Source organism: Halomonas sp. A11-A, assembly GCF_003182195.1.
Lineage (GTDB): Bacteria > Pseudomonadota > Gammaproteobacteria > Pseudomonadales > Halomonadaceae > Halomonas > Halomonas alkalicola.
Genome location: NZ_QGTM01000003.1, coordinates 129933 through 154639 on the forward strand (window position 1 = coordinate 129933; position 24707 = coordinate 154639).

The window sequence follows — 24707 nt, forward strand, 5'->3', positions numbered from 1 at the left end:
ATGGCATGGAAAATAACCCCAAATTTGAATTATCGCCCGCCGCTGGTATAATCATTCCCAAATTCGCACAGCGAACCTGCCCATGATGACAACAACCGAGCCCTTCACTCCCTCCGCCGACCTGGCCCGCCCAAGCGTGGCCGATGCCGTGGTCGGCGCCGAGAGCACCTCGCTCTTCATCCGCAAGCCCAATCCCGATGATGGCTGGGGCATCTACGAGCTGGTCAAGTCCTGCCCCCCGCTGGACGTCAACTCCGCCTATGCCTACCTGCTGCTGGCCACCCAGTTCCGCGACAGCTGCGCGGTGGCCACCGACGAGGAGGGCGAGATCGTCGGCTTCGTCTCCGGCTACGTGAAGAGCAACGCCCCGGACACCTACTTCCTGTGGCAGGTGGCGGTGGGCGAGAAGGCCCGCGGCACCGGGCTGGCCCGCCGCCTGGTCGAGGCCGTCATGTCACGCCCCGAACTGGCCGACGTGCATCACCTCGAGACCACCATCACTCCCGACAACCAGGCTTCCTGGGGGCTGTTCCGCCGCCTCGCCGATCGCTGGCAGGCGCCGCTCAACAGTCGCGAGTACTTCTCCACCGACCAGCTCGGCGGGGAGCACGACCCGGAGAACCTGGTGCGCATCGGCCCCTTCCAGACCGATCGCATCTGACCCCCACCGTGACGCCTGGCCGGTCCCCTGACCGGTCACGGCATGGGCACGCCTTTTTTCCCCGCTATCCACCTACCGACAGGAGGTCGCCAATGCAGACCCAGATCCTCGAGCGCATGGAGTCCGACGTTCGTACCTATTCACGCTCCTTCCCGGTGGTCTTCACCCGGGCCAGGAATGCGCGCCTCACCGACGAGAATGGCCGCGAGTACATCGACTTCCTGGCCGGTGCCGGCACCCTCAACTATGGCCACAACAATCCCCGGATCAAGCAGGCCCTGCTCGACTACCTGGCCGAGGACAACATCATCCACGGCCTGGACTTCTGGACCGAGGCCAAGCGCCACTACCTCGAGACCCTGGAAGAGGTGATCCTCAAGCCCCGCGGGCTGGACTACAAGGTGCAGTTCCCCGGGCCCACCGGCACCAACGCCGTGGAGGCGGCCATCCGCCTGGCGCGCAACGCCAAGGGTCGTCACAACATCGTCGCCTTCACTAACGGCTTCCACGGCGTGACCATGGGGGCGCTGGCCACCACCGGCAACCGCAAGTTCCGCGAGGCTACCGGCGGCGTGCCGACGGTGGGCGGCACCTTCCTGCCCTACGACGGCTACCTGGGTGACGGCACCGACACCCTGGACTACTTCGAGAAGCTGCTAACCGACAAGTCCGGCGGCCTCGACGTGCCGGCCGGTGTGATCGTCGAGACCGTGCAGGGGGAGGGCGGCATCAACGCCTGCAGCCCCGAATGGCTCAAGCGCCTGGAGCAGATCTGCCGCGCCCACGACATCCTGCTGATCGTCGACGACATCCAAGCGGGCTGCGGCCGCACCGGCAAGTTCTTCAGCTTCGAGCACGCCGGCGTAGTGCCTGACATCGTCACCAACTCCAAGTCCCTCTCGGGCCTCGGCCTGCCGTTCGCCCAGGTGCTGATGCGCCCGGAGCTCGACGCCTGGAAGCCGGGCCAGTACAACGGCACCTTCCGCGGCTTCGCCCTGGCTTTCACCACCGCCGCCGCCGCCCTGAACCACTACTGGCGCGACGACAGCTTCGCGAAGGACGTGCAGCGCAAGGGCGAAATCGTCGCCGAGCGCTTCCAGAAGATTGCCGGATGGATTAGCGAGCAGGGCATCGAGGCCTCCGAGCGCGGTCGCGGCCTGATGCGCGGCATCGACGTGGGCAGCGGCGAGATCGCCGACAAGATCACCCACCAGGCCTTCAAGAACGGCCTAGTCATCGAGACCAGCGGCCAGGATGGCGAAGTGGTCAAGTGCCTCTGCCCGCTGACCATCACCGACGAGGACCTGGAGCAGGGACTGTCCATCCTCGAGGAGAGCGCGCGACAGGCGCTGAGCTGATAGGCTGCGCTGCGGGGGAGCCGCGCAGCTGACACCGGCTCGGGCGAAAGAGCGCCCGACCGGACAGGATCTATTACGGAGACATCATATGATCGTTCGCAATCTCGAGGAGTGCCGCAAGACCGACCGCCTGGTCAAGGCTGAGAATGGCAACTGGGACAGCACCCGCCTGAGCCTGGCTGACGACGGTGGCAACTGCTCCTTCCATATCACGCGGATCTTCGAAGGCACCGAGACCCATATCCACTACAAGCACCACTTCGAGGCAGTCTACTGCATCGAAGGGGAAGGCGAGGTGGAGACCCTGGCCGACGGCAAGATCTGGCCGATCAAGCCGGGCGACATCTATATCCTCGACCAGCACGACGAGCACCTGCTGCGCGCCCACAAGACCATGCACCTCGCCTGTGTGTTCACGCCGGGCCTGACCGGCAAGGAGGTCCACCGCGAGGATGGCTCCTACGCGCCGGCCGACGAAGGCTGAGCCGGGGCCTGCGCGCCCGGCCGCATGATGACGCCCCCGGCACCTCAGGTGTCGGGGGCGTTTGGTAGAGGTATTGTCATCCTAGCCCCGGGAGGGTCCTCCGGCGGCCAGAGGAGACGCCGGAGTGAGAGGGTCAACTCGCCCTCGGCATCTTTAAGTGCGCATAATGTATATTATGTTAAATGCAGTAGCTCCCGGGGGGATCCATCCCGTCCTCGGTGGTACTTTTTCGCTCCTGTGGCCGAAATCTTCACCCCCTTTGGCCCTCCCCGGTTGGACAAGCCGGCCGGCGACTCCTTATCATCACGCGACCGCTACAAGGAATACTCCTGCCCCATGTCCCGACCCCTGCTGTTCACCGGAGCCCTCTCCCTCGGCCTGTTGCTCTCCGGCTGCGCCCTGACCCATCAGTCGCCGGAACCGGAGCCCGTGCTGGGCCCGGAGGAGTTCGCGCTGCGCATCGACCGACTCGAGTCGGAACTGGCGGCCCGCTGCGAGCTGCAGCAGGCGCAGTTCGGTGAGCACGCCCGCCGCCAGGACACCCTGGTGGCCGACGTGCGTGAGGTCGGCAGCCTGGTGCGCCACCTGCGCGCCGATATCGAGCGCCTGGAGCGCACCGATGGCGAGCCGACCCTGATTCCCCAGGAGTGCGCCACCGTCGAGCCTGCCATGGGCGGCAAGACCGTGGTCGGTCGCAGCGAGTGGATCGGCCTGCCCGATGTGGGCACCTACCTGAAGGCGCGCGTCGATTCCGGCGCCAACACCTCGTCGCTCTCGGCCAGCGAGATCACCCGGTTCGAGCGCGACGGCGCCAGCTGGGTGCGCTTCAAGCTGGGGCTCACCGACGATGACGTGGTGGTCGACGGCGTGCGCGACGAGTGGATCGAGGCGCCGGTGGAGCGCCGGGTGCGGATCGTGCAGGCCTTCGGCGAGGGAACTCGCCCGGTGGTCAGCCTGATGATGACCCTGGGGCCGATCCGCGAGTCCGTGGAGTTCACCCTCAACGACCGTACGCACCTCAACTACCCGGTGCTGCTCGGCCGGCGCTTCCTGATGGACATCGCGATGATCGATGTCGCGGAGACCTACCTGCACGAGCGCCCCGAGTTTCCCGGCGGCCGCCCGGCCGACGAGGCCGAAGCCGACGAGAACGATCGGGAAGACGAGGAGCGCTGAGGCGCCCTGTCCGCCCCGTCTCGTCCTGAACTCGCCAAGGAAGCCCCATGTCACGACTCCCCTTCTATCTGCTGGTCGGCCTGCTGCTGGTGACCGGCATCGGCCTCAGCGTACACCGTCATATCACCCTCGAAGTCCCCTGGACCCCCGGCGAACAGCGTGAGGTATGGGAGGTCGAGGCGCTGGTCAGCTTCACCGCCCAGGGAGGGCCGGTGCTGGTCAACATGGCACTGCCGTCGAATCAACAGGCGTATCGGCTGCTCACCGAACACACCGCGTCCCCCGGCTACGGCCTGGCCTTCCTGGAGGAGAACGGCGGCCGTCGCGCCCAGTGGTCGATTCGCGAGGCCTCCGGGCCCCAGCAGCTCTACTACACCGCCCAGATACTGGCGACCCCGAATGCCGCCCCTACCAAGCTCGAGCCGCCTGAACTACGCCGCGACATCGTCTGGGAGCGCCCCTACGACACCGCGGCGACCCAGGTGATCGAACGCGCCTGGAACCGCAGCGCCGATGCCTTCACCTTCGCCCGGGAGCTGATCCGCGACTTCGGCGACGAGCGCCAGGGCGAGAATTCGCGCCTGCTGCTGACCCAGTTCGAGCGCGGCCCGCTGCTGGTGCGCCTGCTCAACCAGGCCGGTGTGCCGGCCCGGGAGGTCAGCGGCCTGCTGCTGGAGGATGGCCGTCGCCGCCAGTCCCTCAGCCAGTGGGTCCAGGTGTTCGACGGCGACCGCTGGAGCCTGTTCAACCCCATCACCGGCGAGCAGGGTCGCCCTGACAACCTGCTGCTATGGGAGTCCTCCGGCCAGGCGGTACTGGAGGTCCAGGGTGGCACCAACTCCCGGGTCACCTTCTCGATGCTCAACCGCAATCAGCCGGCGGCGGCCGCGGTGCGCAGCCAGATGGCCGAGGACACCCTGCTCAACTTCTCCATCCACAGCCTGCCGCTGGAGGAGCAGGCACTGTTCCAGACCATTCTGCTGATCCCCATCGGTGCCCTGGTGGTGGTGGTGCTGCGCATTCTGGTGGGCATCAAGACCTCCGGCACCTTCATGCCGGTGCTGATCGCGCTGGCCTTCATCCAGACCTCCCTGATCACCGGGCTGGTGGGTTTCCTTCTGGTGGTGGCGGTGGGCCTGGTGATCCGCAACTACCTCTCCTACCTCAACCTGCTGCTGGTGGCGAGGGTCTCGGCGGTGATCATCACGGTGATCGCCATCATCTCGCTCTTCTCGGTGCTCTCCTACCGCTTCGGCCTCAACGCGGGCCTGACCATCACCTTCTTCCCCATGATCATCCTCTCCTGGACCATCGAGCGCATGTCGATCCTCTGGGAGGAGGAGGGTCCCAAGGAGGTGCTGATTCAGGGCGGCGGCAGCCTGCTCACCGCGGTGCTCGCCTACCTGGCCATGAACAACCCCTGGGTGCGTCACATCACCTTCAATTTCCTGGGGGTGCAGCTGATCCTGATGGCGCTGATCCTGCTGCTCGGCAACTACACCGGCTACCGGCTGCTCGAGCTGCGCCGCTTCAAGCCCGTGACCGAGGATTGAGCGCCATGTTGAACTGGACCACCCCGGAAAAGCTGCGCCTGAAGGGCATCGTCGGCATGAATCGGCGCAACATCCGCTACATCGGCCGCTACAACGATCGGCGCCTCTACCCGCTGGTGGACGACAAGCTCAAGACCAAGCTGCTGGCCCAGAAGCACGGCATCACCACGCCGGCGCTGATCGGCACGGTGACGACCCAGTTCGGGGTCAAGCACCTCGACGAGATGCTGCGCGGCCACAACGGCTTCGTGATCAAGCCGGCCAAGGGCAGCGGTGGCAAGGGGATCCTGGTGATCGACCACGTCGACGGCGGCGCCTTCGTCAAGCCGAGTGGCGCCCGGCTCACCCTGGAGGACATCGAGCGCCACACCTCCAATATCCTCTCGGGGCTCTACTCCCTGGGCGGCTCGCCCGACGTGGCGGTGGTCGAGGCGCTGATCAACTTCGACGAGCGGCTCTCAGAGTACACCTACGAGGGGGTGCCCGATATCCGCGTCATCGTCTTCCTGGGCTACCCGGTGATGGCGATGATGCGGCTCTCCACCGCGGCCTCGGATGGCAAGGCCAACCTCCATCAGGGGGCCGTGGGGGTGGGGCTGGACATCGCCACCGGCACCGCCATCCGCGGCGTGCAGTTCGATCGCATCCGAGTCGACCACCCGGATACCGGCCACGAACTGGCCAGCCTGCATATCCCCGACTGGCGCACCCTGCTGCTGCTGGCCGCCGGCTGCTTTGAAATGACCGGGCTTGGCTACCTCGGCACCGATATGGTGCTGGACCGCGACCAGGGGCCCATGCTGCTGGAGCTCAACGCCCGCCCGGGGCTCGCCATCCAGATGGCCAACGGCGAGGGGCTGCGCCGCCGGCTCGACCTGATCGAGCGCCAGGCCCCGGGCGCCTCCCCCGAGGCGCGTGTGGCCTTCGCCCAACGCCACTTCGCCAGACGCAGCGAACTCGAGCCCACCGCCGAGACGACGGCCGAGGCCGTCTGACAGCGGCTGGCCGGGCCGCGGTGCGGCGCGTAGAATAGGCCTTCCATTTCGCCACACGACGGTCGTCATGTCAGACTCCCGCGCCCTGCTCGACCAGGCCGCCCAGCAGTGCCAGCAGCGCGGCGTGCGCTTCACCCCGATCCGGCGACGGGTGCTGGAGATGATCGCCGAGGCCTCCGGCGGCCTCAAGGCCTATGACCTGCTCGACCGCCTGGCCGAGGAGCATGCCGCCGCCCGCCCACCCACCGTCTACCGTGCCCTGGATTTCCTGATCGAACAGGGCCTGGTGCACCGCATCGAATCGCTCAACGCCTACGTGGCCTGCCCCTGCCCGGAGCACGCCCATGGCTTCCAGCTGCTGATCTGCCGGCTCTGCGGGCGGGTCGAGGAGCTGCATCTTGACGACGTCAACGCTCAGCTTTCGCGGCGGGCCCGCGACCTGGGCTTTCGCGTGGAGCGCCAGACCATCGAACTGCTGGGCCACTGCGAGGCGTGCCACACCACGTCTTGAGCCGACCACCCTGCCCCTTTCCACCACTGCCAGCCGGACCGACCATGAGCGAACCCTTCAAGGCCCTCGAGCGGGCCCCCCACGATAGCCGCTACCCCCTGGCCGAGCTCCTCGATGCCGCGGGCTTCAATGCCGACGGACTGATTCCCGCCATCGCCCAGCAGCATGATTCCGGCGAGGTGCTGATGATGGCCTGGATGAATCGTGAGGCGCTGGAGGAGACCCTGCGCACCGGCCGGGTCTGCTACTGGTCTCGCTCGCGGGGCAAACTGTGGCGCAAGGGCGAGAGCTCCGGCCAGCAGCAGCACCTGAAGAGCGCCGCCCTGGACTGCGACGGCGATACCCTGCTGCTGCAGGTGGAGCAGACCGGTCCGGCCTGCCACACCGGCAGGCGCAGCTGCTTCTATGTGGCTCTGGAGAACAACGAGGCGTGCATCACCGCGGAACCGCTGATCGATCCCGACACCCTCTATGGCAACGGCAAGGGATAGCGATGCCCTACCCCACCGCCTGGCTGGTCCGCCTGCTGCGCGCCCTGCGCCGGGGCATGGCCTGGCTGATGGTCGCGCTGGTGCGGGTCTACCAGGTCACCCTGAGCCCGCTGCTGGGGCCGCGCTGCCGCTACTGGCCGAGCTGCTCCCACTACACGGTGGAGGCGATCCAGGTGCATGGCCCCTTGCGGGGCGGGCTACTGGCCGCGCGGCGCATCGTGCGCTGTCACCCCGGTTGCGAGGGTGGCATCGACCCGGTGCCGGGCGGGCCCAGCGAACGACTGTGCCGTGAGGACCCGGAGCTGGATGAGCAGTTCCGCCCCCGGGACTCCGCGGATCCGGCGCGGGAGCGGAAGAAGGCAGAGTGAGTCCCCTGCCTGACTAGCCAGCCCGGTGTCAGGCCGCCTCCTGCTCGGCCACCTCGTAGATGCGCTTGAGCATGGCGTGAAGGCCGTTGCTGCGGGTCGGCGAGAGGTGCTTGTCGAGACCCAGGTCCGTGAGGAAGTGCGGGCTGGTGGCGCGGATCTCGGCGGCTGGCCGGTCGTTGTAGATGCGCATCAGCACGGCGATCAGCCCGGAGACGATGGCGGCATCGGAGATGGCGTCGAAGTGGATCCGCTCTCCTTCGCGCTCATGGCGCATCCAGACGTTGGACTGGCACCCCTGGATCTTCAGCTCGTCGCTCTTCCACGCCTCGGGAAACTCCGGCAGCGCCTTGCCCATGTCGATGATGTACTGGTAGCGATCCATCCAGTTGTCGAACATCTCGAACTCTTCGAGTAGCGCCTGTTGTGCCTGCTCGGTGGTGGCTTCGGTCGTCATGGGGGCTCCTTGGTCATTTTCGCGCTGATTATACCGGCTGGTTGCTGTCCTCGTCCGCCCCTGTGGCCAGGCGATGGGCCGACTGCTGGCGGTGCCAGGCCTCGTCCTCGGCATGCAGGTAGCGCGCCGTGGTATCCAGCCGCGAATGGCGCGCGGTGGCGGCCAGGTAGCGCAGCTCCACCCCGGCCTGGGCCTGGTGGGTCAGTGCGGTGTGGCGTAGCCAGTGGGGGGTGGCGGCGCGCAGCCGCATGGCCCATGGCCTGCCCTCCTCCCCCTGCTCAGCCTCCAGCGCCTCCGCGGCCTCGCCGAACGCCTCGCGGATAAGCCGATAAAGCCGGTTGTCGCCGAGGCCGCGCCGGCCGTCCAGGGCGCGCAGCACCGGTGTGGCGTCGTCCGGCAGCGGTTCGGCGGCGAGCCCCAGTGTCCGGCGCCACTCGGTGAGCAGCGTGACCATGTCGGGCGGCACCGGAATGGTCGCCGTCTTGCTGCCCTTGCCCGTCACTCGCCACCACCAGCGCCCCTCGCGGCGGTGAAAGTCTCCCATGCGGGCCGCGCTCATCTCGCCGATCCGCGGGGCCAACAGGTAGGCGAAGCCGAATGCCAGGCGGCGACGCTGCCACTCGTAGTGCTGCCTGGGCGAAGTGCCCTCCTCCACCGGCCGGCCGAGCCAGGCCCAGAACCACTCCCATAGCGGGCGCTCCAGGTAGCGCTCGACCCCTCCCTGGCGGTTGTCGAGGCGTCGGCGCTTGTCGCGCATCAGTCGGAAGGGGTTGTGGGCCACCCAGCCCGCCTCCACCAGCCAGGCGAACATCCCCTGCAGGATCACCAGGCTCTGGCGTCGGCTGGCGGGGGCCAGCGGGCCACGGAAGGGGCGCCACGCCTCATCCTGGCGCGGCCTGGGTGGCCCAACCCAGCGCTTTCGCGGGCGCGGGTCGGCCAGGAAGGCCTCAAAGGCATCCAGATGGTCGCGCCGCACCTCGCCAAGGCTGAGCCCCTGCTCCGCCAGCCACAGCAACAGCCGCTGCGCCTCGCGGCGGTAGGCGCGCTGCGTGCGAGGGCTCGCGCGGTACTCGGCAAGCCACAGCCCCACCGCCTCGGCGTCGCTGCGCGCACTGATATGGGCGCTGCGCACGGGGGGCGCGGCGGGAAGCAGCTCTCCTGCCGGCGCGGGCAGGAGCTCGCTGCTCGTCTCGTCACGGGTCTGGCGATCCACCCCTTTCCCCTTCTGCTAGTCCTTGCGCCCTAGTATCCCGACTCCATGCACATAAAATCAAGATAATCCGCGTAATCTTGCTTTTATCACCTATTTCATATCATAAATTACGTATAACGTATTATGTAATTATCTTCCCTTTCACCCCTCCACGGGATATGCTGCGCCCCATCGGCGCTTGCGGCCGCGCCCCATCTCGAGGTGGCCCACAGGCGAGAGCAGAGCAAGGAGAGGCGATATGGCGCGCACCGGCGTGCAGTACGAGGACGTGCAGCGGGCGATCGATGACCTGCTGGCACGGGGCGAGGCGCCCAGCGTGCAGAAGGTGCGCGAGGTGCTGGGCACCGGCAGCTTCACCACCATCAGCGATCATCTGCGCGAGTGGCGCCAGCGGCGCGACGAGAACCGCGACGTGCCGCCGCCCCGCGGCATGCCGGCGGCCCTGCAGGAGCTGGCAGAGGCGCTGTGGCACAGGGCCCAGGAGAGTGCCAACGAGGCCCTCGCCCACTACCGGGAGGAGGCAGACCGTCGCATCGCGGCGGCCGACGAGGCGGTGGCCGAGGCGCGCCGCCAGGCCGAGGACGCCGAGCAGCGGGAATCGGCCCTGGCGGCCCACCTGGCCAGCACCGAGCAGCGCCTGGAGGAGCGCAGCACGGCCCTGGCCCGCAGCGAGGCGCAGCGGGAACAGCTCATCGAGAAGGGTCACCGCCTGGAGACCCGCCACGCCGAGCTTGAGGGGCTGCTCGAGCGGATCCGCGGCGAGATGGCCCAGCAGGGCCGGGAGCACCAGCAGGCCATGGAGACCCTGGAGGCGGCGCAGCGCGAGCGCCTGGCCCGGGAGGAGCAGCGCCACGAGAGCGCCGAAGCGCGGCTGATGGGGCTGCTGGACGAGGCGCGCCAGGAACGCCTGGCCGGCGAGAAGGCCGCCGCGGATCGGGAGAAGCAGGTCGCGGTCCGCCTGGAGCGCCTGGAGCAGCAGCTGCAGGAGGCCCGCGGGCGCCTGGCCGAGGAGGAGAAGCAGCACCGGGAGACCGACTGGGCGCGCCGCCAGGCCGAGACCCTGGCCGATACCCGCCAGCACGAGCAGGCCCTGCAGCAGGCGCGCATCGACGAGCAGAAGCGCCTGCTGGAGGAGCAGGCCCGCCGCCTGCGCGACCTGGAGCAGCAGCTCCATCGCTGCCTGTGGCAGACCCCACCGACGCCTGATGGCAAGGAGGAGGTCGACAACGACGAAGGCCCCGCCATGGCGGAGCCTTCAGAGAAATAGCCGAGGGCGGGCGCCTGCCCGCCCGGCCTGCCTAGGCTTTGCCTGAAACGTCGGCGAGCGAAGGTCAGACAAGGCAAAAATCAGCGAAAAGACGGAGTTTACGGGGTGTAAATGAGTACTTTGAGCTGATTTTTAACGCCGTATGGTCGAGCGCAGCCAGTTTTCGGGCAGAGCCTAGCGGTAGTAGGCGTTGGTGGTGTCGGTATGGTCGGTCACGTCGCGGATGCCGGCCAGCTCCGGAATGCGCTCCATGAGGGTCTTCTCGACACCCTCCTTGAGGGTCAGGTCCACCGCGGCGCAGCCCTGACAGCCACCGCCGAAGGCCAGCACCGCCACCTGCTCCTCGGTGAGCTCGATCAGCTTGATCTCGCCGCCGTGGGCGGCAAGGCCGGGGTTGATTTCGCTGTAGAGGATGTAATTGATGCGGTCCTCCAGCGGGCTGTCGGCGTTGACCTTGGGCATCTTGGCGTTGGGCGCCTTGATGGTGAGCTGGCCGCCCATGCGATCCTTGTTGAAGTCGACCACCGCCTCCTCGAGAAACGGCAGGCTGTTCTTGTCCAGGTAGACCGCGAGTTTCGGCAGCTCGAGACGCTCATCCGTCGGCTCCTCCTCACCGGGGCGGCAGTAGGCCAGGCAGGTCTCGGCATAGGGGGTGCCGGGCTGCGTGATGAAGATGCGCACGGCGATGCCCTCGACGTTCTGCTTTTCGAGCAGCTCGGCAAGGTAGTCCTGGGCACTGTCGGTGATCTGGATCGGGTTGCTCATGATGTTCTCGCTGGTCGGGCTGCGGCCTGGTGCGTTCCCTCGGCAGGCCACGCGTCGGGGGTTGACTGTCTCCCATGGTAAGACAGCGGGCCGGAACTGACAATCCCGAGTGAATTGGTTGGTCTTTGCGCAACGGCCTGCCTTTGGGCGCGCCTTTTGGTAACATGGGCCGCCATCCCTGGCCGCCCCTGACTGACACCGCCGGCTCTGCCGGAGCGCTGCAGCAGGCAGAAGACGCCCCGAGGCGTCCGTGCGGCCCTGCCCCTGGATGCGACTTTCGCTGGAGACAAGACCTGCCCATGGCTGCCCTTCCCACCGCCCAGACCGCTTCCCTCATCGACAGCCTCAACGAGCGCATCCTCATGCTCGATGGCGGCATGGGCACCATGCTGCAGAATGCCGGCCTGTCCGAAGCCGATTTCCGCGGCGAGCGCTTCATCGACTGGCCCTCCGACCTCAAGGGCAACAACGACCTGCTGGTGCTCACCTGCCCGGAGCTGGTCGCGCGCATCCATCGCGAGTATCTCGAGGCTGGTGCCGACATCGTCGAGACCAACACCTTCAACAGCACCCGGCTCTCCCAGGCGGACTACGGCATGGAAGCGCTGGTGGTCGAGCTCAACCGCGAGGCGGCCCGCCTGGCGCGCCAGGTTTGTGACGCGGTGGCCGCCGAGACCGGCGTGCCCCGCTACGTGGCCGGGGTGCTCGGCCCTACCTCGCGCACCGCCTCGCTCTCGCCGGACGTCAACGACCCGGCCAAGCGCAACGTCACCTTCGATACCCTGCGCGAGAATTACTACGAGGCGGCCGAGGCGCTGATCGAGGGCGGCAGCGACCTGATCATGATCGAGACCATCTTCGACACGCTCAACGCCAAGGCGGCGATCTACGCCCTGGAGGAGCTGTTCGAGGATCGCGGGGAGCGCCTGCCGGTGATGATCTCCGGCACCATCACCGATGCGTCCGGCCGCACCCTCTCCGGCCAGACCACCGAGGCCTTCTGGAACTCGATCCGCCATGCCCGGCCGCTCTCGGTGGGCCTCAACTGCGCCCTCGGCGCCGAGGAGCTGCGCCCCTATGTGGAGGAGCTCTCCAACAAGGCCGACACCTTCGTCTCCGCCCACCCCAACGCCGGCCTGCCCAACGAGTTCGGCGAATACGACCAGACCCCCGAGGAGATGGCGGCCATCGTCGCCGAATTCGCGGCCAGTGGCCTGGTCAATATCATCGGCGGCTGCTGCGGCTCGACGCCCGAGCATATCGCGGCCATCCACCGGGCCATCCACGGCGTGGCACCGCGCCGGGTGCCAGAGATCGCCAGGGCCTGCCGCCTCTCGGGCCTCGAGCCCTTCAACATCGAGGCGGACTCGCTGTTCGTCAACGTCGGCGAGCGCACCAATGTCACCGGCTCGGCCCGCTTCAAGCGGCTGATCGTGGAGGAGGACTACACCACCGCCCTGGAGGTGGCCCTGGAGCAGGTGGAGAACGGCGCCCAGGTGATCGACATCAACATGGACGAGGGCATGCTCGAGTCCCAGGAGGCGATGGTGCGCTTCCTCAACCTGATCGCCGGCGAACCGGACATCGCCCGGGTGCCGATCATGATCGACTCCTCCAAGTGGGAGATCATCGAGGCGGGGCTCAAGTGCGTCCAGGGCAAGGCGGTGGTCAACTCCATCTCCCTCAAGGAGGGCGAGGACGCCTTCCGCGAGCAGGCCACCATCTGCCGGCGGCACGGTGCCGCCGTGGTGGTGATGGCCTTCGACGAGGTCGGCCAGGCGGACACCTTCGCCCGCAAGACCGAGATCTGCGAGCGCGCTTATCGCATCCTCGTCGATGAGCTCGACTTCCCGCCGGAAGACATCATCTTCGACCCCAATATCTTCGCCATCGCCACCGGCATCGAGGAGCATGACAACTACGCCGTCGACTTCATCGAAGCGACCCGCTGGATCCGTGAACACCTGCCCCATGCCCTGGTCTCCGGCGGCGTCTCCAACGTCTCCTTCTCCTTCCGCGGCAACAACCCGGTGCGCGAGGCGATCCACTCGGTGTTCCTCTACCACGCCATCCGCGCCGGCCTGACCATGGGCATCGTCAACGCCGGCCAGCTGGCGGTCTACGACGACCTGCCGGAAGAGCTGCGCGAGGCGGTGGAAGACGTGGTCCTCAACCGGCGTCCCGACGGTACCGAACGTCTGGTGGATCTGGCCGACAAGTACAAGGGCGACGGTTCCAGCGGCGCCAAGAAGGAGGACCTCGAGTGGCGCTCCTGGCCGGTCAACAAGCGCATCGAGCATGCTCTGGTCAAGGGCATCACCGCCTACATTGAGGAGGACACCGAGGAGGCCCGAGCCGCCGCGGCACGCCCCATCGAGGTGATCGAGGGCCCCCTGATGGACGGCATGAACGTGGTCGGAGACCTGTTCGGCGCCGGCAAGATGTTCCTGCCCCAGGTGGTCAAGTCGGCCCGGGTGATGAAGCAGGCGGTGGCCTACCTGATTCCCTACATCGAGGCGGAGAAGCGCGAGCTGGCCCAGGGCGACGGCCAGGCCAAGGGCAGGATCGTCATGGCCACGGTCAAGGGCGACGTCCACGACATCGGCAAGAACATCGTCGGCGTGGTGCTCCAGTGCAACAACTACGAGGTGATCGACCTCGGCGTGATGGTGCCCGCGGAGAAGATCCTGCAGACCGCCAGGGAGGTAAATGCCGACATCATCGGCCTCTCCGGGCTGATCACCCCGTCGCTTGACGAGATGGTGCACGTGGCCAAGGAGATGCAGCGCCAGGGCTTCAGCCTCCCGCTGCTGATCGGCGGCGCCACCACTTCCAAGGCCCACACCGCGGTCAAGATCGAGCCCAGCTACGAGCACCCGGTGGTCTATGTGCCCGATGCCTCCCGCGCCGTGGGCGTGGCCGGCAAGCTGCTCTCTCCCGGCCTCAAGGAGGCCTATGTGGCCGAGATCCGCAGCGAATACGAGCAGGTCCGCGAGCGCAACGCCAAGCGTCGTCCCAAGGCCGCCGATCTCGGCTATGCCGAGGCCCGCGCGCGCAAGTTCGTCATCGACTGGACCAGCTACACCCCGCCTCGGCCTGCCGTCACCGGCCTCACGGTGTTCGAGGAGTACGATCTCGCGGAGCTGGTCGAGCGCATCGACTGGACCCCCTTCTTCATGAGCTGGCAGCTGGCCGGCAAGTACCCGAAGATCCTCGACGACGCGGTGGTGGGCGAGGCCGCGCGCAACCTGTTCCGCGACGCCCAGGCGATGCTCGCCCGGCTGATCGACGAGAAGCTGGTGCAGGCCCGCGGGGTGATCGGTATCTGGCCGGCCAACAGCGTCGACGACGACGTCATCGAGGTCTACGCCGACGAGTCGCGCCAGGTGGTGATCGAGCGGCTTCACCATATCCGCCAGCAGACCACCAAGAATCGCGACGGGGTCTGCTACAGCCTGGCCGACTTCATCGCCCCGAAGGAGAGCGGCAAGCCCGACTGGATCGGCGGCTTCGCGGTCACCGCCGGGCATGGCGTGGAGGAGCTGGCCGAGCGCTACAAGGCCGCCGGTGACGACTACAACGCTATCATGGTCCAGGCGCTCACCGACCGCCTGGCCGAGGCCTTCGCCGAGCGCCTGCACGAGCGGGTGCGCAAGGAGATCTGGGGCTACGTGCCGGAGGAGGCGCTGGACAACGAGGCGCTGATCGCCGAGAAGTACCAGGGCATCCGCCCCGCCCCCGGCTACCCGGCCTGTCCGGACCACACCGAGAAGGCGACCCTCTTCCGGCTTCTCGACGCCGAGGCCAACAGCGGCCTTACGCTCACCGAGAGCTACGCCATGTGGCCCGCCGCTGCGGTGGCCGGCTGGTACTTCTCGCATCCCCAGTCGAAGTACTTCTCCACCGGCAAGATCACCCGCGACCAGGTCGAGGCACTGGCCAGCCGCAAGGGCATGGCCCTGGACGAGTTGGAGCGCTGGCTCTCGCCGGTGCTCTCCTACGACCCAGCCTGATCAGCCGCCCAGGGGCCCGCTTTGCGGGCCCTGACTCGACGGACCCCCATGCTGCCCGAGCCCACTCGCCGCAAGACGATCCTGCGCCTCGCCCTGCCGATCATCGCCGGCATGCTCTCCCAGAGCCTGATCAACCTGATCGACGCCGCCATGGTGGGGTCGCTGGGCGAGGTGCCCCTGGCCGGCGTCGGCATCGGCGGCTATGCCATGTTCCTGATCACCGCCCTGGTGTTCGGCCTCTCCTCCGGGGTTCAGGCCCAGACTGCCCGGCGTCACGGCGAGGAGGCCTGGGAGCGGCGCGCGGTGCCGCTCAATGCGGGGCTGGTGATCGCGCTCATCGCATCGCTGCCCATCACGCTGCTCTGCCTGTGGCAGGCGCCGCGGCTGCTGGCGCTGATCAACCAGGACCCGGCGGTTAACGCCGTGGCGGTGGAGTACTTCCGCTGGCGGGTAGTGTCGCTTACCGCCGTGGCGATGATCTTCTGCTTTCGCGGCTACTGGAACGGTATCCAGCAGACCGGCATCTACCTGCGCATCATTCTAGTGATGCACGCCGTCAACGTAGCGGCGAGCCTGGCGCTGATCTTCGGCTACCTGGGCCTGCCGGCCATGGGAGCCGCCGGCGCCGGGGCCGGCACCAGCCTGTCGCTGTTCCTGGGGCTGGCCATCTGGGCGTTTCTCAGCGCGCGCCATGCCAGGGGCAGCGGCTTCCTCGCCGGCCTGCCACGGCGCTTCACCTTCGCGACCACCCTGCGCCTGGCGACCCCCCACTCCTTTCAGCAGCTGTGGTTCGCCGCCGGCTACGCGGTGCTGTTCTGGATCCTCGGCCAGATCGATACCCGCAGCGTCGCCGTGGGCCACGTGCTGGTGAACCTCTCGCTGCTGCTGATCCTGCCTGGGGTTGGGCTCGGCATGGCCGCCATGAGCCTGGTAGGCCAGGCGCTGGGCCGCGAGGCCCATGGCGATGCCCATCGCTGGGGCTGGGAGGTGGTGCACCTGGCCTGGCTGTGCCTCGCGGCCCTGGCGCTGCCCATGGCCCTGTTTCCCGAGGCGGTGCTGGGGCTCTTCCTGCATGACCCGGCGCTGATCGAGCTGGGCCGGCTGCCCCTGCAGCTCACCGCGCTGATGATCGTGCTGGATGCCGCCGCCCTGGTGCTGGCCCAGGCGCTGCTCGGCGCCGGCGCCAATCGCACCGTGATGACCACCACCCTCGGCCTGCAGTGGCTGGTGTTCCTGCCGCTGGCGTGGTGGATCGGCGTGGGCCTCGAGCAGGGCCTGCTCGGCATCTGGTGGGCGCAGCTCGGCTATCGCTGCCTCAACTCCGCCTGGTTCGCGGTGATCTGGCAGCGCCGTCGCTGGCAGCGCCTCAGGGTGTGACGGGCCGCCCCTGCCGCGGTCCGGTAATTACTTTTCGCATAAAAACTATAAGTATTTATTCTTTCCAAGTATAACGCGGGGCGCGTATGGTGCACCTTCAGGCTCCGCCACCCTTCACTGCAGCAGGAACGGCTGAATGTACCGCTACGACACCCACGACCAGACCCTCGTCAATGAACGCGTCGCCCAGTTCCGCGACCAGATGGAGCGCTATCTGGCCGGCCGCCTCAGCGAGGAGGAGTTCCTTCCGCTGCGCGTGCAGAATGGGCTCTATGTGCAGCGTCACGCCCCCATGCTGCGTATCGCCATCCCCTACGGGATGCTGGCCTCCTATCAGCTGCGCAAGCTCGGCGACCTGGCACGCGACTATGATCGCGGCTATGGCCACTTCACCACCCGCACCAACCTGCAGCTGAACTGGCCGAAGCTCGAGACGGTGCCGGACATGCTGGCGGAGCTGGCCAGCGTGGAGATGCATGCGATCCAGACCAGCGGCAACGACATCCGCAACACCACCACCGACCAGTTCGCCGGGGTGGCCGAGGATGAGGAGGTCGATCCGCGCCCCTGGTGCGAGCTGATCCGCCAGTGGTCGACCTTCCACCCGGAGTTCGCCTACCTGCCGCGCAAGTTCAAGATCGCCGTCACCGGTGCCGCAGAGGATCGCGCGGCCATCCAGGTCCATGACGTGGGCCTGCGCCTGTGGCGCGACGACAGCGGCGAGGTGCGCGTTCGGGTGCTGGCCGGTGGGGGCCTGGGCCGCACGCCGATGATCGGCGACGTGGTGCGCGAGGACCTCCCCTGGCGCCACCTGCTGACCTACCTCGAGGCGCTGGTGCGGGTCTACAACCAGTTCGGTCGCCGCGACAACAAGTTCAAGGCGCGCATCAAGATCCTGGTCAAGGCGCTGGGCATCGAGGAGTTCCGCCGCCGGGTCGACGCCGAGTGGGCCCACCTCAAGGATGGCCCCCAGACCCTCACCCACGAAACCGTCGAGGCGGTCGCCGGCCACTTCGTCGACCCCGAACGCCGCCCGGTCAGCGCCGAGGCCATCGAGGCCTTCCAGCGGCTGCGCGGCGAGAATCGCGCCTTCGCCCGCTTCGTGACCAACAACGTCACCGGCCACAAGGTGCCCGGCTACAAGGCGGTGACCCTGTCGCTCAAGCGAGCCGGTCAGTCCCCCGGCGACGTGACCGCCGAGCAGATGCACCAGATCGCCGATCTCGCCGACGAGTACAGCTTCGGCGAGCTACGGGTCACCCACGAGCAGAACCTGGTGCTCTCCGACGTGCCGGTGGATCGCCTCCACGAGCTATGGCAGCGCCTGGATGCCCTGGGCCTGGCCAACCCCACCGTGGGCACCCTGGCCGACCTGATCTGCTGCCCGGGGGGCGACTACTGCGCCCTGGCCAATGCCAAGTCCATCCCGGTGGCTCAGGCGATCCAGGAACGCTTCGATGACCTCGACTTCCTCTATGACCTGGGCCCGCTGGAGCTGAACATCTCGGGCTGCATGAACGCCTGTGGCCACCACCATGTGGGGCACATCGGCATCCTCGGCGTCGACAAGAAGGGCGAGGAGTGGTACCAGATCTCGCTCGGCGGCGCCCAGGGCAACGCCACCTCGCTGGGCAAGATCCTCGGTCCCTCCTTCAGCCGCGAAAGCGTGCCCGAGGTGATCGACAAGCTGCTCAAGGTCTACGTCGGCGAGCGCAGTGACGGCGAGACCTTCCTCGACACCTACCGCCGTATCGGCCTCAAACCCTTCAAGGAGCGGGTCTATGCCTGATCAAGCCCCCAACGCACGCCCCGAGTCACGCCCCTACCTGTTCCGCGGCCAGCCCGCCGCGGACGCCTGGACCCTGGTTCGCGAGGGCGAGGCGCCGGCCGGTGCCGCCGCCATCGTGCCCCTCGCCGACTGGCTCGAGGCCGCACCGAGCGCCACCCTGGCCCCCTGGCTCCCGGCCGACACCGAGTTGACCGACGCCCTGGCCGAGCGGTTGGCCGAGGCGCCGCTGATCGCCGTGGACTTCCCGAAGTTCACCGACGGGCGCGGCTACAGCCTGGCGCGGCTGCTGCGAGAGCGCCACGGATTTGGCGGCGAGATTCGTGCGGTGGGCGACGTGCTGGTGGATCAGCTCTATTTCATGACGCGCTGCGGCTTCGATGGCCTCTCGCTGCGCGAGGACCAGTGGCTGGAGGATGCCCAGCGCGCCCTGGGCGCCTTCAGCCGCGCCTACCAACCGGCCGTGGACCAGCCGGAGCCGCTGTTCCGCCGCCGCGAGCGGGAGTGGGCCCAGGCCCGCGAAGAGGCCGCTGCCTTCGCCTGACCATCATCAGGGCCTGTCGCCAGCAAGGGCTTGCTCACGCTTGAGGCGGGGCGCCGGGGGCAGGCCTGAAGGGGGTCTTTTTCCAGGGGTGAGGAGCATTGCTCCGAACGGGCTGGCCAAGGATGGCCAGCACCGGCCCTGCAAGCGGAGCAGGATGCGAGAGCGCCGCAGGGAAAAAGTAGCGTACAGGGAGGTATTCACAGCGCCCCCGTACAGGCCTGGCGCCGGGAAAGCCCCGCAATCACCAACCTCACCTACATTACCCGCTTACCCCCTTCGCTTCTGCTGCCGCTCGCGGTTGGCCGCCTTCGCCCGCTCGCTCTTGCGCAGCATCACCCAGGTAGCGCCGAGGCCGCCGTCCGATGGCTGGGCGGAGACGTAGGCCTGCACCTCCGGAAACTGCAGCAGCCACTTGGCCAGGTAGGAGCGCAGCACGTTGGCCGGGCTGTCGATCGCCTGGCCGCGGCCATGGACGATCAGCACCGAGCGCAGGTCGTGGGCGAAGGCCTCGTGGATGAAGGGCGGCAGCGCTCGCCGGCACTCTTCCAGCGGGCGACGCAGCAGGTGCAGGCGCGCCTGGTCCGCGTAGCCGCCATGGCGCAGGCGGTCCACCACCCCCTGCTGGATGCCGTCGCGCCGGTACTCGAGGGGGTCGAAGGGAGGCACCAGGTCGACGAAATCATCGGAGAGAAAGCCATGGCCTGCTGGCGCAGCGGCGGCGCTTTCCCGCCTGGCCAGCTGTGCCTCGCTGGGCGCGCGACGCGTGCGGCCGGGGTCGGCGCGATTGAGGTCCCGGGAGAGCGGGCGTACGTCACCCATCAGGGCCTGGAAGTCGAGGTCATAACACGCCTGCCGGGTCATGGGGCACCTCACGATCGTCATGGGGAGACTCCATCCTAGCAGAGCCCTCGGCCCGGCTTAAGCCGCCCGGCGGCGAAGACCGGACAATGCCCTCGCGGCATGGCAGGATGGGACGCCCCCCTTCTCGGAAGGAGCCCCATGCGACGCCGACATCTGCTGCTCGCCACCCTGCTCGGCCTGCCCCTTGCCCTCGTCGGCTGGCTCTGGCTCACCATGCTCAGCCCCTTCACCTACGACCGTCCCGACCACCTGCCTCCCATCGAGGCGGGGCCTCATGAGGTCTTCGTCTATGGCACCCTGCGCTCGGGGCTGGTGCGCTGGATCGTCACTGGCCGCGCCGGCGAGTCGCGACCGGCCACGCTCGAGGGCTTCCGCCGCAGCGCCCTCGACCTGGAGGAGGCCCCCGGTGAGCGCGTCGAGGGCGAGGTCATCACGGTGAGCGCCGAGGAGCTCGCCCGGCTCGATCGCTACGAGCGCCTTGGCCTACGCTACGAACGGGTGTGCCTCACCCTGGCGGACGGCAGCGACGCCTGGGTCTACCGGCGCCTGCCCGAGGAGGCCCTCGACGGGGCTCGGTTGTGAGCGCCCCACGCCGCCGAATACAATGGCCGCTGCCACGCCCCGGGCCGGTCCCGGCGGCGAACTGCCCTCGACAAGGAGTCGCCATGTCCGCCATCACCCTCCTCCACAATCCGCGCTGCTCGAAGTCCCGCCAGGCGCTAGCCCTTCTCGAGGAGCGCGGCGTGCCGGTGGAGGTACGCCGCTACCTGGAGGCGCCGCTCGACGCCGACGAGCTGCGCGCGCTGATCGCCCGCCTCGACGGCGACCATTCGGCCCTGATTCGCACCAAGGAGCCCGAGTGGAAGGCGCTGGATGCCGATGCCAGCGACGTCAAGCAGGTGATCTCGGCGATCGTCGCCCATCCGCGACTCATGGAGCGCCCCATCGCCGACGACGGCCGGCGCGCCGTGATCGGCCGCCCGCCCGAGGACGTGCTCCGTTTGCTTGAGTGACCCCTTCCCACCCCTCCCTGACCCAGGAGCCCCGATGAGCGCCTCCCTGCCCTATGTGCTGATCCTCTACTACTCCCGCCACGGCGCCACCCGCGCCATGGCCGAACGGCTGGCTGCCGGCGTCGAGTCCGTTCGCGGCATCGAGGCGCGGCTGCGCAGCGTGCCGCCGGTCTCGCCGACCTGCGAGGCGGTGGACCCGGAGATTCCCGCCGAGGGGGCCATCTACGCCAGCCTCGACGACCTGCGCCACTGCGCGGGGCTGGCGATCGGCAGCCCGACCCGCTTCGGCAACATGGCCGCCCCCCTCAAGCACTTCCTCGACGGCACCAGCGAGCTGTGGCTCGGCGGGGCACTGATCGACAAGCCGGCCACCGCCTTTACCTCCACCTCCAGCCTGCACGGCGGCCAGGAGAGCACCCTGCTGACCATGCTGGTGCCCCTGCTGCACCACGGCATGCTCTATGCAGGCCTGCCCTACAGCGAGACCGAGCTGGTGGAGACCACCAGCGGTGGCACCCCCTACGGGGCCAGCCACCTGGCCGGCAAGCGCAGCGACCGCCCCCTGGACGAGCGGGAGCGCCACCTGGCCCACGCCCAGGGCCGCCGCCTGGCCAGGCTCGCCCTGGCGCTGTCGGCGATGTCCAGGGAGGAGCGCTGATGAGGCGCTGGCTCGAGACCCTGGAGGCCGAGAAGGGGCTGGATCACCTGACCGACCGGTCGCGCCGCTGGGTGCTGGGCAGCTACGGGATCCTGGTTCTGGCCCTGCTGGCCTGGGGTCTTCTGCTGGCTCGCGACGATGGCAACCTGCGTCCACTGCTGGCCTTCCTGCTGCCACTGGCGCTGTTCCTGCCCTCCCTGCTGGCGAAGCGACCCCGCGGGCACGCCTGGCTGGCCTTCGTCAGCCTGCTCTACTTCATGATCGGGGTGAACGTCGCGATCCTGCCCGGGCTCGGCTGGCTGGGCTGGCTGATCGCCCTGGCGGCGCTGGCGCTGTTCGGCGGCTGCACCTTCTATGCCCGCTTTCGCAGCCGCCAGCAGCGCGCGAACTGAGATGAGACAGGGTCCCGGCTGCGGTTGCGGCGTCAACATCGCGCGGGGCGGCCTAAGTGCCGCCCCGCTCTTTTTTGCATCTGCCATGACCTTGCCGCACGGATGGCGATCAGGCGCTCCAGAGCCAGAGCACCGGCAGCGCGGCGATGGCGATCACCCCCAGGGCCAGCCAGGGACGGGCGGGACGCTGGCCCCGGGCGCCAGTGGCCGGGGCGTCCTCGGGCTCGCCCGCCAGCGACTTGCGGCCGGTGATCATCGCCCCCACCAGGCGCTCGCCCTTCAGGCGATGCACCACCAGGGCCAGCAGGTGCGCCGCGATCAGCCCCATCAGCAGGTTGGCGTTGAGGTGATGCAGCCCGGCCAGGGTGCGGGCGGTGCTGCGGTCCACCAGGCCATGCAGGGGGGCATTGAAGAAGATGTCGTCGGTCAGGAAGAGGCCGCTGACGGCCTGGAAGGTCAGCGACAGCAGCATCACCATCACCATGAGGCCGCCCAGGGGATTGTGGCCGGCGAAGAGGGGCAGACGCCCGCTCATCAGGCGCCGGGCATAGCCCCACAGGGTGGCCGGCGAATAGAGGAAGCTGCCGAAGCGGGCGTGATGGCTGCCCACCAGGCCCCACAGCCAGCGGAACAGCAGCAGGCCGATCAGCACGTAGCCGCCCCGGGCGTGGATATCGATCGGGAAGATGAAGGGCGCCCCGTCAGTCTTCATGGTGTAGAACGCCAGCGCCACGCAGCCGACCAGCCCCCAGTGAAAGAGCCGTGTCGGCACATCCCAGACTTTCAGTCGCGTCATCTTGCCTCCTTGCTGATTGCAGTGGATTCTCCGGCCCGGGGCTGCCAAAGCCAGTTTTTTGGCTTACCATGAGCGATTCCATGGACACCACCCCCATGCCGGTGGCCCGCAGAAGGAGTGTACCTCTTGTCATCGCCCAACGCCTGGCGCGAGGCCGGCACGCTGACCGTGCCGGTGATGTTCGGCTACCTGCCGCTGGGGGCCGCCTTCGGCATCCTGGCCATCGAGGTGGGCATCCCGGTCTGGGCCGCCCTGCTGATGTCGCTGGCCATCTACGCCGGGGCCGGCCAGTTCCTGGCGGTGGCGCTTCTTGCCGCCGGTGCCGGCCTGGTCGAGGTGGCGGTGGCCACCCTGATGCTCAACTCGCGGCACCTGTTCTACGGGCTCTCGCTGCTCAGGCGCTTCAAGGGCGCCGGCTGGCGCAAGCCCTACCTGATCTTCTCGCTCACCGATGAGACCTACTCGCTGTTGACCACCCTGCCGCCGGAGCGCGCCCGGGACCATGCCCTGGCCTTTCGCATCGGCCTGCTGAACCAGGCCTGGTGGGTGCTCGGCTCCCTGGCCGGGGCGCTGATCGGCAGCACCCTGGCATTCGACAGCCGCGGCATCGAGTTCGCCCTCACCGCGCTCTTCATCGTGCTCACCCTGGAGCAGGCGCGCCGGCTGCGCCAGGCGCTGCCCTTCGTGATTGCCCTGGCAACGGGCATCGGAGCCCTGCTGCTGGTGCCCGACCGCCACCTGCTGCTTGGAGCGATCGGCGCGGCGAGCCTGGTACTGCTGGCCCACTACCGGTTCCAGCGCCCGGCCCGGCCCCAGGAGAGTCGCCCATGAGCCACACCACCCTGCTGCTGTTCATCGCGGTGTGCGCCCTGGCCACCTTCGCCACCCGGGTGATCCCCTTCGTGGCCCTGGCCCGTCAGGCCGAGCACCCGCTGATCCTGCACCTGGGCCGCTATCTGCCCCCCACGGTGATGATGATCCTGGTGATCTATGCGCTGCGCGACTTCCGCCCGCTGGCCGAGGGCCAGCTCAACGCCGCGGCCAATGGCTGGCCGATGATCCTGGCCTCCCTGGCGGTGGTCACGCTGCACCTGTGGCGGCGCAACGCCCTGCTCTCCATCATCGGCGGCACCGCGGCCTACATGGCCATGGTGCAGCTGGGCTGGACACCTTGAGCGCGCATCGTCATATGCTTAGGGTCACAAAACCCGCCCGATAAAGGTAAAGGGTGTTGAGCTGAAGGCGCGCAGAGGCGACCATGCAAGAAACTTCGAGGAGATTTCCATGACACGCAACATCGCCGATATCCGCCGCGACTATGAAGGGGGACAGCTCGACGAGGCCCAGGCCACCGAGAACCCCATGGAGCTGTTCGAGGAGTGGCTGGCACTCGCGCTCGAGAGCGAGGGCGATGACGGCAACGCCATGACCCTTGCCACCGTGGACAGCCAGGGGCTGCCGCACGCGCGCATCGTCCTGCTCAAGGGCATCGACGACCAGGGCCTGGTCTTCTACACCAACTACCACAGCCACAAGGGCAGCGAGCTCACCAATGTCCCGAATGCCGCCCTGGTATTCTGGTGGCCCAGCCTGGCGCGCCAGGTGCGGGTCGAGGGCAGCGTCGAACAGGTCAGCGCCGAGGAGTCCGACGCCTATTTCGCCAGCCGTCCGCGGGCCAGTCAGCTGGGCGCCTGGGTGGCCACCCAGAGCGTGGTGATCCCCGGACGCACCTGGATTGAGGAGCGCCAGAGCCGCTTCGAGCAGGCCTACGAGGGACAGGAGATCCCGCGCCCCGTGCACTGGGGCGGCTACCGCGTGGTACCCACCATGATCGAGTTCTGGCAGGGCCAGCCCAGCCGCCTCCACGACCGCATCCGCTACGAGGCCCGCGATGGCCAGTGGCAGCACTTCCGCATGGCCCCCTGAGCGACCCGGCGGCCAACACGGGCCCGCTGATCGGCAACGCGAGAC

26 protein-coding genes are annotated in these 24707 nt (G+C 68.1%); 21 read left to right on the forward strand and 5 right to left on the reverse strand.

The window, feature by feature from the left end; all coding sequences use genetic code 11:
- Positions 1-82: 82 nt before the first annotated feature.
- The 9 genes from ectA (at position 83) to yidD (ending at position 7597) form a co-directional block, all read left to right on the forward strand.
- Positions 83-661, forward strand: coding sequence for a diaminobutyrate acetyltransferase (ectA, locus tag DER72_RS03990; protein ID WP_110068700.1), 579 nt, complete (start codon positions 83-85; stop codon positions 659-661).
- 92 nt (positions 662-753) lie between these two features.
- Entirely contained in the window at positions 754-2019 is a 1266-nt protein-coding gene (ectB, locus tag DER72_RS03995; RefSeq protein ID WP_110068701.1) for a diaminobutyrate--2-oxoglutarate transaminase, read from the forward strand.
- Between the two features lie 88 nt (positions 2020-2107).
- Positions 2108-2503: an ectoine synthase gene (locus DER72_RS04000; protein ID WP_110068702.1), complete on the forward strand. Its 396-nt coding sequence runs from the start codon at positions 2108-2110 to the stop codon at positions 2501-2503.
- 336 nt (positions 2504-2839) lie between these two features.
- Positions 2840-3679 carry an ATP-dependent zinc protease gene (locus DER72_RS04005; RefSeq protein ID WP_110068703.1) on the forward strand — a complete coding sequence of 280 codons (840 nt, stop codon included), beginning with the start codon at positions 2840-2842 and terminating at the stop codon, positions 3677-3679.
- Between the two features lie 47 nt (positions 3680-3726).
- Positions 3727-5232 carry a UUP1 family membrane protein gene (locus tag DER72_RS04010; RefSeq protein ID WP_110068704.1) on the forward strand — a complete coding sequence of 502 codons (1506 nt, stop codon included), beginning with the start codon at positions 3727-3729 and terminating at the stop codon, positions 5230-5232.
- A complete protein-coding gene (locus DER72_RS04015; protein WP_110068705.1) occupies positions 5229-6227 on the forward strand; it encodes an alpha-L-glutamate ligase-like protein in 999 nt (332 codons plus the stop codon). The genes DER72_RS04010 and DER72_RS04015 overlap by 4 nt, the downstream gene beginning before the upstream one ends.
- Before the next feature lie 67 nt (positions 6228-6294).
- A complete protein-coding gene (locus DER72_RS04020) occupies positions 6295-6738 on the forward strand; it encodes a transcriptional repressor (protein ID WP_110068706.1) in 444 nt (147 codons plus the stop codon).
- A gap of 44 nt (positions 6739-6782) precedes the next feature.
- Complete coding sequence (gene hisI / locus DER72_RS04025) at positions 6783-7229, forward strand: phosphoribosyl-AMP cyclohydrolase (RefSeq protein ID WP_110068707.1); 447 nt, start codon at positions 6783-6785, stop codon at positions 7227-7229.
- Positions 7230-7231: 2 nt separating this feature from the next.
- A complete protein-coding gene (gene yidD, locus DER72_RS04030; protein ID WP_110068708.1) occupies positions 7232-7597 on the forward strand; it encodes a membrane protein insertion efficiency factor YidD in 366 nt (121 codons plus the stop codon).
- Between the two features lie 28 nt (positions 7598-7625).
- Here the strand turns inward: yidD and DER72_RS04035 are convergent, their stop codons facing one another.
- A complete protein-coding gene (locus tag DER72_RS04035) occupies positions 7626-8051 on the reverse strand; it encodes a SufE family protein (protein ID WP_110068709.1) in 426 nt (141 codons plus the stop codon).
- A 28-nt stretch (positions 8052-8079) separates the two neighbouring features.
- Positions 8080-9264, reverse strand: a complete 1185-nt coding sequence (locus DER72_RS04040; RefSeq protein ID WP_375153256.1) for a tyrosine-type recombinase/integrase — start codon at positions 9262-9264, stop codon at positions 8080-8082.
- Positions 9265-9502: 238 nt separating this feature from the next.
- Between DER72_RS04040 and DER72_RS04045 the strand changes: the two genes are divergently transcribed.
- Positions 9503-10531, forward strand: coding sequence for a DNA-binding protein (locus tag DER72_RS04045; RefSeq protein ID WP_110068710.1), 1029 nt, complete (start codon positions 9503-9505; stop codon positions 10529-10531).
- 174 nt (positions 10532-10705) lie between these two features.
- On the opposite strand, the gene nfuA is transcribed toward DER72_RS04045, so the two are convergent.
- The gene (gene nfuA / locus DER72_RS04050) at positions 10706-11296 is read right to left on the reverse strand and encodes a Fe-S biogenesis protein NfuA (RefSeq protein ID WP_110068711.1); all 591 of its coding nucleotides are present in this window, start codon (positions 11294-11296) and stop codon (positions 10706-10708) included.
- A 299-nt stretch (positions 11297-11595) separates the two neighbouring features.
- On the opposite strand from nfuA, the gene metH reads away from it, so the two are divergent.
- From metH to DER72_RS04070, 4 genes are all read left to right on the forward strand, one after another.
- Positions 11596-15309: a methionine synthase gene (gene metH, locus DER72_RS04055; protein ID WP_110068712.1), complete on the forward strand. Its 3714-nt coding sequence runs from the start codon at positions 11596-11598 to the stop codon at positions 15307-15309.
- Positions 15310-15357: 48 nt separating this feature from the next.
- Positions 15358-16686, forward strand: a complete 1329-nt coding sequence (locus tag DER72_RS04060) for an MATE family efflux transporter (protein WP_110068713.1) — start codon at positions 15358-15360, stop codon at positions 16684-16686.
- A 136-nt stretch (positions 16687-16822) separates the two neighbouring features.
- Positions 16823-18475 (forward strand): nitrite/sulfite reductase, encoded by a 1653-nt coding sequence (locus DER72_RS04065; protein WP_110068714.1) that lies wholly within the window; start codon positions 16823-16825, stop codon positions 18473-18475.
- Positions 18468-19016, forward strand: coding sequence for a DUF934 domain-containing protein (locus DER72_RS04070; RefSeq protein ID WP_110068715.1), 549 nt, complete (start codon positions 18468-18470; stop codon positions 19014-19016). The genes DER72_RS04065 and DER72_RS04070 overlap by 8 nt, the downstream gene beginning before the upstream one ends.
- 267 nt (positions 19017-19283) lie before the next feature.
- Here the strand turns inward: DER72_RS04070 and smrA are convergent, their stop codons facing one another.
- Entirely contained in the window at positions 19284-19898 is a 615-nt protein-coding gene (smrA, locus tag DER72_RS04075) for a DNA endonuclease SmrA (RefSeq protein WP_375153257.1), read from the reverse strand.
- A gap of 117 nt (positions 19899-20015) precedes the next feature.
- On the opposite strand from smrA, the gene DER72_RS04080 reads away from it, so the two are divergent.
- The 4 genes from DER72_RS04080 to DER72_RS04095 all read left to right on the forward strand — a co-directional run bounded on the left by DER72_RS04080 (position 20016) and on the right by DER72_RS04095 (position 21940).
- The gene (locus DER72_RS04080) at positions 20016-20459 is read left to right on the forward strand and encodes a gamma-glutamylcyclotransferase family protein (RefSeq protein ID WP_110068717.1); all 444 of its coding nucleotides are present in this window, start codon (positions 20016-20018) and stop codon (positions 20457-20459) included.
- Positions 20460-20542: 83 nt separating this feature from the next.
- Complete coding sequence (gene arsC / locus DER72_RS04085) at positions 20543-20890, forward strand: arsenate reductase (glutaredoxin) (protein WP_110068718.1); 348 nt, start codon at positions 20543-20545, stop codon at positions 20888-20890.
- A gap of 34 nt (positions 20891-20924) precedes the next feature.
- Complete coding sequence (gene wrbA / locus DER72_RS04090) at positions 20925-21548, forward strand: NAD(P)H:quinone oxidoreductase (RefSeq protein ID WP_110068719.1); 624 nt, start codon at positions 20925-20927, stop codon at positions 21546-21548.
- A complete protein-coding gene (locus DER72_RS04095) occupies positions 21548-21940 on the forward strand; it encodes a DUF2069 domain-containing protein (RefSeq protein ID WP_110068720.1) in 393 nt (130 codons plus the stop codon). Before wrbA ends, DER72_RS04095 begins: the two co-directional genes overlap by 1 nt.
- A gap of 109 nt (positions 21941-22049) precedes the next feature.
- Here the strand turns inward: DER72_RS04095 and DER72_RS04100 are convergent, their stop codons facing one another.
- Positions 22050-22736: a cytochrome b/b6 domain-containing protein gene (locus DER72_RS04100; protein ID WP_110068721.1), complete on the reverse strand. Its 687-nt coding sequence runs from the start codon at positions 22734-22736 to the stop codon at positions 22050-22052.
- Between the two features lie 126 nt (positions 22737-22862).
- Here DER72_RS04100 and DER72_RS04105 point away from each other — a divergent pair, with 126 nt between their 5' ends.
- The 3 genes from DER72_RS04105 to pdxH all read left to right on the forward strand — a co-directional run bounded on the left by DER72_RS04105 (position 22863) and on the right by pdxH (position 24662).
- Positions 22863-23567: an AzlC family ABC transporter permease gene (locus DER72_RS04105; RefSeq protein WP_249322117.1), complete on the forward strand. Its 705-nt coding sequence runs from the start codon at positions 22863-22865 to the stop codon at positions 23565-23567.
- On the forward strand, positions 23564-23911 hold the full coding sequence (locus DER72_RS04110; RefSeq protein ID WP_110068722.1) for a branched-chain amino acid transporter permease: 348 nt from the start codon (positions 23564-23566) through the stop codon (positions 23909-23911). Before DER72_RS04105 ends, DER72_RS04110 begins: the two co-directional genes overlap by 4 nt.
- 109 nt (positions 23912-24020) lie before the next feature.
- Positions 24021-24662 carry a pyridoxamine 5'-phosphate oxidase gene (pdxH, locus tag DER72_RS04115; RefSeq protein WP_110068723.1) on the forward strand — a complete coding sequence of 214 codons (642 nt, stop codon included), beginning with the start codon at positions 24021-24023 and terminating at the stop codon, positions 24660-24662.
- Positions 24663-24707: the final 45 nt, after the last annotated feature.